General features: G+C 48.4%; 11 protein-coding genes. 3 read left to right on the top strand and 8 right to left on the bottom strand.

All coding sequences use genetic code 11. The annotated features are described in order from the left end of the window. Positions 1-2: 2 nt before the first annotated feature. The 3 genes from FRIGORI9N_RS14420 to FRIGORI9N_RS14410 are packed head-to-tail and all read right to left on the bottom strand — an operon-like array spanning position 3 to position 3,960. On the bottom strand, positions 3-1,061 hold the full coding sequence (locus FRIGORI9N_RS14420; RefSeq protein WP_159572593.1) for a TniB family NTP-binding protein: 1,059 nt from the start codon (positions 1,059-1,061) through the stop codon (positions 3-5). Next, positions 1,058-3,064: a DDE-type integrase/transposase/recombinase gene (locus FRIGORI9N_RS14415; protein ID WP_159572591.1), complete on the bottom strand. Its 2,007-nt coding sequence runs from the start codon at positions 3,062-3,064 to the stop codon at positions 1,058-1,060. The genes FRIGORI9N_RS14420 and FRIGORI9N_RS14415 overlap by 4 nt, the downstream gene beginning before the upstream one ends. Beyond that, positions 3,061-3,960: a TnsA endonuclease N-terminal domain-containing protein gene (locus FRIGORI9N_RS14410; RefSeq protein ID WP_159572589.1), complete on the bottom strand. Its 900-nt coding sequence runs from the start codon at positions 3,958-3,960 to the stop codon at positions 3,061-3,063. The genes FRIGORI9N_RS14415 and FRIGORI9N_RS14410 overlap by 4 nt, the downstream gene beginning before the upstream one ends. 296 nt (positions 3,961-4,256) lie before the next feature. On the opposite strand from FRIGORI9N_RS14410, the gene FRIGORI9N_RS14405 reads away from it, so the two are divergent. Further along, positions 4,257-4,514: a hypothetical protein gene (locus FRIGORI9N_RS14405; RefSeq protein ID WP_159572587.1), complete on the top strand. Its 258-nt coding sequence runs from the start codon at positions 4,257-4,259 to the stop codon at positions 4,512-4,514. 367 nt (positions 4,515-4,881) lie between these two features. On the opposite strand, the gene lspA is transcribed toward FRIGORI9N_RS14405, so the two are convergent. Further along, positions 4,882-5,364, bottom strand: a complete 483-nt coding sequence (lspA, locus tag FRIGORI9N_RS14400) for a signal peptidase II (protein ID WP_159572585.1) — start codon at positions 5,362-5,364, stop codon at positions 4,882-4,884. Further along, positions 5,361-6,413: a cation transporter gene (locus tag FRIGORI9N_RS14395; RefSeq protein ID WP_236550916.1), complete on the bottom strand. Its 1,053-nt coding sequence runs from the start codon at positions 6,411-6,413 to the stop codon at positions 5,361-5,363. The genes lspA and FRIGORI9N_RS14395 overlap by 4 nt, the downstream gene beginning before the upstream one ends. A 70-nt stretch (positions 6,414-6,483) precedes the next feature. Here FRIGORI9N_RS14395 and FRIGORI9N_RS14390 point away from each other — a divergent pair, with 70 nt between their 5' ends. Next, positions 6,484-6,906: a MerR family transcriptional regulator gene (locus tag FRIGORI9N_RS14390; protein ID WP_159572582.1), complete on the top strand. Its 423-nt coding sequence runs from the start codon at positions 6,484-6,486 to the stop codon at positions 6,904-6,906. A 130-nt stretch (positions 6,907-7,036) separates the two neighbouring features. Then, on the top strand, positions 7,037-7,960 hold the full coding sequence (locus tag FRIGORI9N_RS14385; protein ID WP_138515477.1) for a bile acid:sodium symporter family protein: 924 nt from the start codon (positions 7,037-7,039) through the stop codon (positions 7,958-7,960). Between the two features lie 106 nt (positions 7,961-8,066). Here the strand turns inward: FRIGORI9N_RS14385 and FRIGORI9N_RS14380 are convergent, their stop codons facing one another. From FRIGORI9N_RS14380 to FRIGORI9N_RS14370, 3 genes are read right to left on the bottom strand one after another with little or no spacing between them, the layout of a single operon-like run. Beyond that, positions 8,067-8,459 (bottom strand): hypothetical protein, encoded by a 393-nt coding sequence (locus FRIGORI9N_RS14380; protein ID WP_236550915.1) that lies wholly within the window; start codon positions 8,457-8,459, stop codon positions 8,067-8,069. A gap of 26 nt (positions 8,460-8,485) precedes the next feature. Next, on the bottom strand, positions 8,486-11,605 hold the full coding sequence (locus FRIGORI9N_RS14375) for an efflux RND transporter permease subunit (protein WP_159572578.1): 3,120 nt from the start codon (positions 11,603-11,605) through the stop codon (positions 8,486-8,488). An 11-nt stretch (positions 11,606-11,616) separates the two neighbouring features. Then, complete coding sequence (locus FRIGORI9N_RS14370; protein ID WP_159572576.1) at positions 11,617-12,729, bottom strand: efflux RND transporter periplasmic adaptor subunit; 1,113 nt, start codon at positions 12,727-12,729, stop codon at positions 11,617-11,619. Between the last annotated feature and the right edge of the window lie 2 nt (positions 12,730-12,731).

Here is a 12,731-nt window from a genome sequence, read left to right as displayed (position 1 = left end):
TTTCAGTACCCCCGCTTGAGTAACGCATTTCGGATACATGTCCTTAGGTATCTCGAATCCAACCTGAAAGCATTTTCTGGCGCAGATAGACTAGTGTGAAAAGTAAGGTCATCAACTACAATCGCAAACTTTTCATGATCCAGCCGACCGTCACCAAGAAAAGCCTCATTCACCGCACTTTCATAGATTTTTTTGATAGCATTAATTGATCCACCTGAAGCCGCATACATCGCCACCAAGAAGCTCTCATTCATGCGGGGTTGGTTATAGCGCAATAATTTACCAAAGCCTCCTATTTCGTCCTCAAATGCTTCGCACACCTCTCTAAAAACAGATCCGGGCCTGACATCAAATTCAAAGAGATTTAATTCCAAAATGATGGGAAAGCGTTTTAATAATTGCGGCTCCCCAAGGAACATTTGCTTGCAATTGGGTGTTCCGTAGCCGATTACCATCACACCGGTATTGGTAATAAGATCCCGAAGCCAGTTTCGCGCACAGCAAATGGAATTGGCAGACTGGTTACCCGCTAAGTTATGAATCTCATCGTAGTTAAAGGCAAAAGTACCTGCGAGCTTTAGGCATGCCCGGACACGATCCACAGCGCCCGACGACTTTACAGCACCGATACCCATGTGCCGCAAAATCTCATTGGACATGGCGGTCGGCGTAGCATCGGTATGAACAGAGCTGTCAAAGAAGGGGATCTTTCTGACCAAATATCCATTTTCAATCGTTTCATACGGCTCTTGCATCATAGAGGCGATCGTATCCCTCAATGTTGTCTTACCGGTGCCAGATTGCCCTAGAACTAAAATACTGCTTGGCTCCGGGGCATGACTGCTCATGTTGTAGCGGATGACCTTTCGGATTTTCGCCATCGCCTTGTCATATTCAGGATGAAGGCAAATCACTTTAGACAGGCAGCTTTTGGCTTCAGCTTGCTCATCGCTAAGTATTTCACTCTGGTCGTCGAACGCATCTTTAAAAGGAGATTGTCGAAGATGTTCGGTTGGAAGGTTCGTACGACCTCGCTCTTGGGGCCTGGACTCCACGATCATGATTCGCTCCTTTGCTGGTAGATTTTTTTCATTTTGCGTTCGGCTGATTTAGGTAAGTCTTGCTCGAATGTGATGTCCAGAGCTCCAGTTAAATGATCAGCCTCATCGGATTCTTCTAAAGACATTGATATTTGTCTTTGCAAGCGATTGGAATCATTTGTCATAGAGCTAACAGAATTGACTGGTTGATCGCTGGGAAATTTCTCCACTACCTTCGAGAGTTTTCTCGCTTCCTTCTTCCCACGCCCCCCATTAGCGACCTCAGCAACTTCGCGAAAAAGCCTGGATACTGCAAGATCAAGACTGCTGCGGTCCCTGTCGTTTGCCTTTCCGTTACTCTCTGTCTTACGCAACTTTTGAGCCAATTTGATTTCCGCTAAACTTAATGAGTGATAGAAATCTGGAAGAGTATTGGTGACTTCTTGTAGTGGAGACTTGCCAGTTGGATCCTGCACCCAAGCCTTACCAATTTGATTAGTGTCAATCAGCAAAATTGCCTTCAAGTTACTCCTGCCCGATTTAAGCCGCGTGGCAAGTTGCGGAAGTCCTGGTCCTTCCCATTGCATATTTTCTGCTTTCACGCGGCCATGATGGATACTGCATTTCATCCGAATGCAGCTCTTAAATCGAACCTCTTCCTCGGTAAGGGTACGTGGAGGCACCTGCCTCCCAAGCTCTCTCCACTTCTCAATCGGAGAACACTCAAGCGTTGAATGCTTTCCATAGTGGTAGACCTCGCTCAAATATTGACCAAACAACCGTCTTAAATCGAATATGTTGATTGCTGCCTCGGCTCCCGAGTTGTAATCGCCACGATGAGCGGGACTCGACTTTGTTGTACCAGGCAGTGCATGGAAAAACTGCTGATTAAATGTATGAAAGACACGCTCAACAAAAGCCTTTTGATCCGGTGCTCTTGGCGATGCCTGTCTATATAAAATGCTTATATCTTTCGACAAAGACATCATGTTTGTATTAACAAACTCTTTACCGTTATCAACGATTAATGTCTCTGGCACCGCTCGAGTTTCCACATCTGGGCTTGCAACCATTGCCTGACAAAGTGCTCTAAGAGTTTTGGGGGCTGATGGATGGCTAAACGAGATATCCCACCCGATAACACAACGACTAGCCACATCGATAAGGGCAGTTAGATAGGGACGAAGGGCGATTCCAAATTGTTCGTGATAGACCATGATGTCTAACAACTGTGTATCAGCCTCCACTCGAGCCCCTATCCGTTGTTCGTATTCGATCGGGCGTCCGCGTTTGTTTTCTTTCGATGCGATGTACACTCCCTCTCGACGCGATGTCAGATGAAAATCGTCAACTCGATCTACCGCGGCGCAGACTGTGCCATATGAAGGTATTTGCAGCGGCCTTGTTCTGTACTGACCACTATTCAGTTCTATGATTTTCCCGCGAATGATTCGGGTCAGATGCTGCAGCGACGGACGCGTTGGCTGCAAGTAATGTTCATTGATGCAAGTGGCGATGATGTCGTGCACTTCTTCGGAAAGCCTAGACGCCCTGCGTCCGAACATTTGCTGTGGTCCGATAAGGGAAGTTTCACTTTGACCCGAAGCCCAATATTTTTTACAGTGCTTCGACATTTGCACGTAACCGAAAGGACTAGGGTCATTAATCAAAGCGGCTGCTTTGTGCCTTAGATCTTCAAAACCATGTCTGGGAAGATTTTGTCCACAATGCTTTGTAAAAAATTTCACATAATGTAACTTCCGCTGGTGAGCTTTTTCCTGCTTTTCAGTCATTCCACTAAAGGCCTGCAACTCCTTGTTGAATGGCATTTTCTGCAATAGACGAATTTCCCCTGATTGAATTTCTGTCCTGAAAGCGACAGGCTCCAGGCTTATCGTGCGGTTGTATAGCTCTGTTTCGAATCTAATTATCGAATCATCAGCGTGAACAACCATGGCCCGTCGTCCGCTTATTAGGTAGATCGAATGGAGATCAGGAAGCTGAAAATCTTGTTGGAGATTCATTGCAGCCCTCCGGATACAGGAAAAGACATATCAAAAAGCTGCTGATCCAATTTTTCCCAGCAATAAGCGTAGACATATGCGGCAACAACACCAAAACTTACCTGACACAAGGTCATGAGCTGACGAACGTTCAAAGTTCGGCTGGTTTGATCAACAAGATCTTTAACTTGAAATAGCTCTGCAGGAGTGACCGCGCCCAGCCTTGGATAAATAAGGCGTAAATTGGCGATGAGGTGAGAGCTTCTAAGATCATGATCGGTAACTACCTGAAACCGGTACCCCCTCTCCTCCCACACTCGCTTCGCAGTGGACAATCTATCGACCCAATAAGGTGATAGTTGCCAATGGGACGGCTTTACCTCCCACATCGTTTCAACGCCGTCTTTTTGCTGTGTGAGAAAATCGGGCGTGTACGAAGTTAAACGTCCTTTAAGCCGCAAAGGAATTGTTTCAGGCTGCTCGCAATAGGCTACGACATCTGGCTCACACTCGAACACCAAGGCAAGATCGGCTTCGATAGAGCTCTCGCACATAATCACCCTATCCATCTTTCTGGATGAAAAGTGACTCAGCTGCATTCCCTGTCGTGTTCTATTAAGCCGTCTTATGGGTTCAAGAACGCTATCGCGAGCATCGGACTTCGAAGGAAAAAGGTTAGATAGAGAGGATTCATTCGGACGCAACCCGGCGCCGCTTTTGACAGTATGACTTGTGCTTGGATACTCAGATTCCTTTACCAAACCCAAGATTTCAAAAATTGATTGCTGACTTGTGATCAAAACAGTCTCCCAAAGACTACGGACGAACACCACCTGCAAACAACCGAAATCGGCTTTCGGTTGTTTGGGCTCAAACTTGACTTTCGCTTTGGGAATTGGAATACTTGGCTTTCTCACTGCGGGTATTCACGTATTCGCCAAAGCGATGTGACTTTTGTTACATCGCTTTTCTCATTCTGCCTCCGGTTTTTTCAATTCTTACCCCCACCGAATCTCATAAGGTGGGCCTAGACCTTCGCAATCTCACATACTGAATTTGACCAAATTGCGACTGTATTTGGTCCTAATTACTTCAAACATTTTGTAGCAATGTAGTTCAATTTGCACTACATTGTCAAAGTAAAATTTCCTTTATAAAACATTGACCTAGGTGATTTTTCAGCATTAATTACAGATACGGAAATTAGCAAGAAATGACAGAAACATCACCAGATCTTTCTTGGCCGGTTCTATTTGAACTTCTCAAGAAAAAAGAACAACTTGGCAGCGATGCCCAACTTGCCAGAGATCTGGGCGTATCTAGAGGGTTTATTTGTTCGATAAAAAAAGGGAAGAGAAATATGCCTGTAGATAGAGGGTTAGCCGTTCTTCGTCGGCTGGGTATACGACCCAATAAAAATGATCTGGCACTCTTATTGGCAGGGTCGAAAGTGCGAAAAGTTCTGAAATGAACAGCACTTGGAAACATTGAATTTTAAGAATTGTATTGGCCGAACTTTTCTTGAGCGATGTTAAGCGCGAACGTTCGAAATGCTAACTCAGACATCCTCGACTGGCCCTCGTATTACGGGGTAATCGGTATTAGTTAATGGACCACTGCTTTTCCCGAATTGCTGTAAGCCCCTAGCAAACCCGTCTTGATTAGTTGGCGGGTTTCCAGTTATGCGGCAGCAGTTCGTTGATCCGACTGTACGGCTGCGTGGACAGTCGGTCCATCACGCCCTTCAAATACTCCAGCGGGTTAGCCCCGCATTCCGCTGAGCTGTTACCAGACTTGCCTGTAGTACAGGCGAATTAACATATCAGACATGAGAGAATCTACTGCGCTGTAGTGATAGCCCTCTGCTTGAAACCCGACAATATCAATAAGCCAGCACCAATGACAATCCACACATCGGCCAAATTAAAGGCCGGCCAGTGCCAATGATTGACATAAAAGTCGAGCCAGTCGACCACAGCACCCCGAACAATTCTGTCGACGAGATTACCCACCGCACCGCCCAAGATCAGGGAATAGGCAGTCGCCTCAATGAACCTTGGTTTTCGAACGATCAAAACTACCAGAAATACAGACGCGAAAGCTGCAATGCCGGCAAGAAATAACCTTTGCCAACCTGCCTGATCAGCCAAAAAACTGAACGCGGCACCGGGATTGAGCACATGAACCAAATTGAAATGCGCAGCAACTGGTATTGAGTTGTGTAAAGGCAACCAAATTTCAATCATTGCTTTGGATGCCTGATCCAACACTGCAAATAGCGTTGCAAAGGCAATCCAGTACCAAGGACGGAGGATCTTCATTTGAGCTGCAGGATGCGACGCGCACCATTTAAAACGATCACACCAATGATGGTGCCGATAACAAGGTCCGGGTAAGGAGAAGCAGTAAACATTACCAGGGCGCCGGCCGCTATAACGCCGAGATTGGCAATCACATCGTTCGCGGAAAATATATAACTCGCTTTCATATGAACGCCTTCTTCGCGTTTGCCTGATATCAGAAGCAAACAGCTCACGTTAGCAATCAAGGCTATGACGCCCATTCCGATCATCAGGATGGACTCTGGTTCACTACCATACACAAAGCGCCGAGCAACCTCAGTCAAGGCTCCGACGGCCAAGAGTAGCTGCAACCAGCCCGCGAGATGCGCGGCGCGAGACTTCATACTTGCCGCACGTCCCACAGCATAAAGTGCCAAACCATACACGGCAGCATCGGCGAACATGTCAAGAGAGTCGGCGATCAAGCCAGTCGATTGAGCGATTAGGCCCGTTGTCAACTCAATCACAAACATGAAAGCGTTAATACCGAGCAAAAGGCGCAAAGTACGCGCCTGGGCGGCATCATCAATCGCAGCAGTAGAGGCAGGCGAGGAAGTTGCCTGCTTAGACCCTCGTAAAATAGCTCCAAGCTTAAGCGATTCGAGCTTTTGCAACAACTCATTGGGCGAGCCATTGTGGGTTGCTTTAACGACCCGGTTGCTTAAATCGAACGACAGCGATTGCACACCGGGCACATCCTGGACCGCCATTCGAATCAGATTCTCTTCGGAGGCGCAATCCATCTTCGGTACGGAAAAGACACTCACCAGCAAGCCTGCCTCAGCATTTACGCTTACCGGTTGAGTATCCAGTAAAATTGCACCTAGGTTAAGTGGCTGCAGGCGTTCCAGCAAGCGATTAGCTTCTCCCTGATGCCGGGCCTTGAGTTCTCGTCGGGACAGATCGAAGTGCAGCGACTCGATATTATCAATACTACTTAATGCCATGCGAATCAGATTTTCTTCCGAAGGGCAATCCATCTTCGGTATAGAAAAGGTGCTCTCTTGATGATTGTTTTCAGTGGTCATGTGGCGACTTAAGAATTCAGGATGTAAGGATGCTAAACCCTATAGTTAGTGTAGAGTCAATAGAGGCGGGATGAAGATCGGAGATTTAGCAAAAGCCGTTGGTTGCCAGCCCGTAACGATCCGCTTTTATGAGCGAAAGGGCCTGTTGGGCAATGCAACAAGAACCGAATCAAACTACAGGGTCTATGGTTTGGAAGCTCTAGAGCGACTGGCTTTCATTCGCAACTGCCGGGCATTGGGGTTGACGTTGCAGGAAATCGCCCGACTCATCGCGATCCAAGACGATGCTGGCACGCCATGTCATGAAGTCAACGACTGCTTGGACAAGCACTTGGCTGACGCGCGCCTTCAAATGCAGAAACTGAAGTTGCTGGAAAAGGATCTCACTTGGCTGCGTAACCGATGCTTAAATCCCGGCGTTTCAGCCGAATGTGGCGTACTAAGCGAGCTGGCAGCAAAAAGTCAGATAGTAGCGCTTCGCACCCGGAGTTAGGTGGTATTTCAAATCGAGACAACAGGACAAACGCGGTCCATCGCTTGGCCCAAGTTCATTAAAAGCGAAACCACTCCAACAGCGCACTTGCAAACATTTTGCGTCAAACCTTCAAACTAGATTTGCGAATATGAGCCGACTGATCTTCATCATTGAATCCAACCTTGTTTGGTTTGTGATTGGAATTGCATTACTGGGGTTATTGGTCCCAGCATCGGGCCAGTTTCTGGAGCCCGCAATCGGACCAATGCTGGCACTTTTGATGTTTGTCATTAGTCTGACGTTTGATGCGAATGACGTGCGGTTAGTACTTCGCAAACCATCAAGGCAGATTTTGGCGCTGGGATTGGTCTACATACCCATGTCTATTGCTGGAATGTTAACGGGTCGCTTTTTCTTTGGAGTCGGTCCACTGGCTGCGGGTCAAACTTTGGTTGGTACGCTACCAACCGACGTTTCATCTCCTTTACTCGTGCTGATGGCGCGGGGCAATGTTGCCCTTGCAGCGGTTTTTAACGCCATTAATACCGTGTTATCTCCGTTCATCGTCCCTTTCCTGTTTTTATCACTGACAGGCATACAACTGGAAGTTCCTCTTGTATCGATTATTGTCGAACTGGTATTGATTGTCCTTATTCCCACCGTTTTGGGTGTGAGCTTGCGTACGAGATTCACGAAACTCATCTCAAGCTATGATTCAACTTACGCAGGGATTGGATCCGTCATTTATCTTCTGATTCTTCTGGCTGTCGTGGGACCGAACGCGGAAAAAATCATCGGTTATGGCTTGTACGCCTTTGTTATCGCTGGGGCAGCCTTATGTTTGAATCTCATTGGCTACGCAGTAGGAATGACAGCAAGATTACTAACTTCTGACCGGCAAGAAGTGATCGCATACCTTTTTACAGTAAGCAAAAAGGAATTCAGCATAGCTGCTGCATTTGTGGCGGCATCTGGTCTTCCATCGGAAATAGCGATTCCAGCCGCATTTTTTGCAGTCATTCAGATGATTACTTCTCCAATAGCTGCGAAAATTCTTAGTCGGCGCTCATAAATACCGGCGAGGATGCTCGCCGGTACCCAGATTCGGAGTAAAAATGTAAAGACGGTGGGCAAGGCTTGAACAAAATATCGTCAGATCATTGCCATCGCCTCACCCTTTACTTTTGCTTAAATCGAACTGTGGCTTTCTTCTTGTTGGCGAATTCCACAGTGGCCACAGCGGTGTAGGCAGAGCCCTTCAAGTCAACACCCTCACCCGACAAAAGCGCCCCCTGACCCGCCAGTGTTCTTTCCATTTTTTGACCGGCCACCAGAAACACCACTTTGGCCTTGGCTTTGCTCAAGTCCATCACCTTGCCGTGATCAACTGCATGCAATTGAACATTTTCCGGCTTCACCACCAATTCATACTCGATGTGATTGGATTCAACCACTACACCACCATGCTTGGGCTCAAGTTTGTGTTCATCTTTTTCCTGGGCCACAGCAAAACCTGAACTCAAGGCCAAAACTAGACCGAAAGTTGTTGTCAGCAATTTGATTGATTTCATTTTCATCTCCTTTTTGTTAAAAAAACTTACAGTGCTTGAGCATCGGATTGCTCCATTAACCTTTCGGCGTCTTTGCGCCCAAAAACCCAAAACAATGCTGGCGTTAAAAAGGTATCCAGCAAGGTTGAACTGATCAGACCAGCAAAAATTACAACTGCAACCGGGTGCAAAATTTCGGTGCCCGGGCGTTCCGCCTCAAACAGCAGTGGTGCCAAGGCAAATGCAGTGACCAAAGCTGTCATCAAGACTGGACTTAACCGTTCCATCGATCCGCGCACAATCATGGACTGCGTAAACTGCTCGTGTTCGAATCGCATCAAGTTGATGTAGTGGCTCACCTTCAAAATGCCGTTGCGAACTGAAATACCAGCAAGCGTGATAAAACCAATCAATGCAGCCACTGACAAAGGCTGTCCGGATAACCACAAACCAAGAACCGCGCCTACCATGGCCAAAGGAATATTGCCCATGATGATGGCCGACAGGCGAACCGATTGATAACGGCTGTAAAGCACCGCAAACATCAGCACCAGTGAAATGATTGACAGAAAACCGACTAAGCGTGTGGCTTCTTCTTGTGCCTCGAACTGGCCGCCCAAGGTAATGAAATAACCTTCCGGCAAATCAGTATTTGCAACTGTGGTACGAATATCTTCAACCACTTCAGAAAGCGCTCTGCCTTGGGCGTTGGCAGAAATCACAATTCGCCGTTTCCCGTCGTCCCGGCTGATCTGGTTGGGACCATCACTGTCTTCAATGTCCGCCAAAACAGACAACGGAACTGCACCCAAGGGGGTCGGTATCAGTAGAGTCTTGAGTTGCTCCAAACTGCGGTCTTTTTCTGCCAGTTTCAAAACCAGGGCAAAACGCCGGTTGCCTTCAACCACCTGAGTAATTTTCTCGCCCTCAATCAAAGCCTGTAGAGAATGCAACACTTCCGATGAAGACACACCATACCGGGATGCGGCATCGTAGTTGATCCGCACTTTGATCTCTGGTGCGAGCACCTGCTTCTCAACTTCAAGGTCAACCAGTCCATCGATTGTTGACAGCTCTGCACGCAGAGTTTCAGCGGTGCCACGCAAGGTATCCAAGTCTTCCCCGAATACCTTGATCGCGATTTGCGAACGTACACCGGAAAGCATGTGATCAATGCGATGTGAAATGGGCTGCCCTACCGCAATAGCCGCCGGCAAGTTCTGGAGTCGTTCGCGTATTTCCGCTTGTAACTCCGCCATGGGGCGAGTCATGTCACCGGCAGGAATCAACCCCAAATCCAGTTCGGACACATGCACACCTTCGGCATGTTCATCCAGCTCCGCACGACCACTTCGCCGCCCAATGTGTGTAATTTCTGGAATGTCTTTGAGCAACACTTCCGCTTGAGAGGCCAATTTCGAGGACTCTTCCAAGGTGACGCCAGGATTTAACCTCATACCGATCAGCAAGGTGCCTTCATTGAAAGGCGGAAGGAATGTTTTAGCAAAAAATGGTACTGATGCGCCTGCAACAATTACCGCAATCACACCCGCCCAAATCGCCGCTTTCGGGTTATTCAGCACTCCAGACAAGCCAACCTGATACTTGGACTTTAACCAAGCCAACACGCGAGTATCGCCATGATCAAGATCCTTGATGCCTGGCAACAGGTAATACGACAACACGGGTGTCACCGTGACAGAAACCACCAGCGATGCGAGGGTAGACACGATAAACGCAATGCCCAAGGGCACAAACAACTTGCCTTCAATGCCAGGCAAAGCGAACAAGGGGATGAACACCAACACAATAATCACCGTGGCGTACACAATACCTGTTCTTACTTCAAGCGATGCCTTGCGCACAAGGCCCACCAGGTCGAAAGCAACACCAGGGTGTTTCGCCCGTTGTTCCTTCAAACGGCGAAGAATATTTTCTACGTCTACCACGGCATCATCGACCAAACCACCAATGGCAATGGCCAACCCACCCAGCGTCATGGTGTTGATGGAAAGTCCAAAATACTCAAACACTAAGGCGGTGATGAAAATAGACACAGGGATGGCAATCAGTGCGATCACGGTCGGGCGAATCGTACCCAAGAAAAAAAACAGCACTGCAGCTACAAATATCGAAGCGCCAATCAGCTTTCCTTGCAAGGTGGAAATTGAGGCCTCAATGAAACTGGCCTGTCTGAAAGTCACACGCGGTGTTTCCATTCCTTCTGGCAAGCTGCTGCCCATGGAAACCAGGGCCTCTTCAATCCTTTTGGTTAAGGCAATGGTGTCAGCGCTTGGCTGCTTTTGTACGCCCAAAATTACAGCGGGTTTGCCTTCAAACCCGGCATCACCCCGTTTAACTGCGGCCGCAAAATCCACCTTGGCGACTTGCTTGAGCAGCACTGGCACACCGTCTTTTGAACCTACAGCCACCTTTCCAAGGTCCTCCAAAGAGGACGTTCTTCCAAGGTTTCGAATCAGGTACTCACGGCCATTGAGTGCCAAAAATCCGCCCGATGTATTGGATGCAAAACCGCTCAAGGCCTGCTGCAGATCCTCAATCGTAATGCCCAAATCCACCATCCGCTGCAAATCTGGTTGAACCTGAAACTGGCGTACTTCACCACCAATCGGGATCACCTGTGCCACGCCTTGAATCGATAACAATCGGGGGCGAAGCACCCAATCAGCATACTCGCGCACTTGCATGGGTGTGGTCTTGCTCGAATCAATCGGTATGGCGATTTGCATGATCTCGCCCATGATTGAACTGACTGGCCCCATCACCGGCGCCACGCCTGCAGGAATGGATTCCTCCAGGCTGGAAAGCCGCTCAGATACCATTTGACGTGCCCGATAAATCTCAGTATCCCAATTGAAAGTCACGTAAATGAACGAGAGTCCGGCACTGGATACCGAGCGAATGACCTCGACTCCCGGAAGACCGTTCAAAGCTGTTTCCAGCGGAAAGGTAATCAGTTGCTCCACTTCTTCCGAGGCCATACCACCAGCCTCGGTGATGACCGTGACCGTGGGCTTGTTCAAATCCGGAAAAACATCAACCGGTGTTTGGGTCAGCGTATAGGCCCCATACACGGTCAAAATAAGCGCGCCGAGCAGTACCAACAGCCGGTTTTTCAGGCTGCTGTCCAATAACATTTGAAACATATCGACGCCCCCTATCGAACTTGGTTGATCAAGGTCGAGCCTTGAACAACCACACGTTCATCGTCGGTCAGGCCGCTTCGCACCAACACCTCAACGCCGTTCAGCGGCTCGGTCAACACCACCTTGGGCTCGAACAGTTCCGGTTCTTTCTTGACCCATACAATGGTTTGATTGGCAGCGTTTTTAACCACCGCAGCACTGGGTATGGCAATACCGTCTATCTGATCTACTAGCTCCCCATATACTTTCAAAAGTTGCCCTGTCGGAAAGCGGATACTCTCAACATCGCGGGCTTCAAATACCAAAGACAGCGACTGATTTTTTACGCTGCTGGCTGCACCCACGTAATTTAGTTTTAAAGTTTTTTCACCTGCAGGAATCTGAGCGGAGGAAAACTGGGGAACAGCGTTGGGCTCAAACCAAGTGGCTTCAATACGAACCACTTTGGGATTCACGATTTCAAACAGCACATCGCCTTCAGAAAAAACCTTGCCAGCAATAGCTGCTGTCGAAGCAACAACACCGTTTGACAAAGAACGAAGCTCCTCGCGCGAGCCAATACCGCCAGATACCGCAGACACTTGCTCACCAAGGCTATGTACCTGCGCTTGGGTGGCTTGAATTTCTTTCTTGGGTACGGTGTCAGCCAGTAGGGTTAACCGATCCAAGCGTTGTTTGGCCAACGCCAATTCAGATTTCAATTGTGACAATTGCGCCAGTTGGGCAGACTTTTCAAGGGGGGCTTGGGGAGTCTGGATAAATCCCAAAATTTGTCCTTTCGTTACCGGCTCCCCAAGTTTCGGAACACCATTGCTGGAAGGCACAAAAAAACCTCCCAGGCTGGTTTGCACCACACCGCCCGATTGGGGATCCAGCGCCACTTGACCATTCATTTCAATTACCTTGGCCTGTGGTTTTACTTGCACAATTTGTGTTCGCAAATCCAACTGCCGTTGTGCCGGTTTTGGCAGGAACACTTCACCCGTAGCAAGTCGCTTGGGACCATCCCCAGTGCTGGCAACGGCTGCTTCGTCGCCGTGATCGTGCCCAGGGCCTGCGTACAAGGGAAGCGGTGCCAACAAGCCAAACGCCACCACCGAGAGAATAAAATTTTTCTTCAGCATGA

The organism is Limnobacter sp. 130 (assembly GCF_902506325.1).
Lineage (GTDB): Bacteria > Pseudomonadota > Gammaproteobacteria > Burkholderiales > Burkholderiaceae_B > Limnobacter.
Note: the sequence above shows the minus strand (reverse complement) of the source record. Positions and strands in the feature narration are given on the sequence as shown.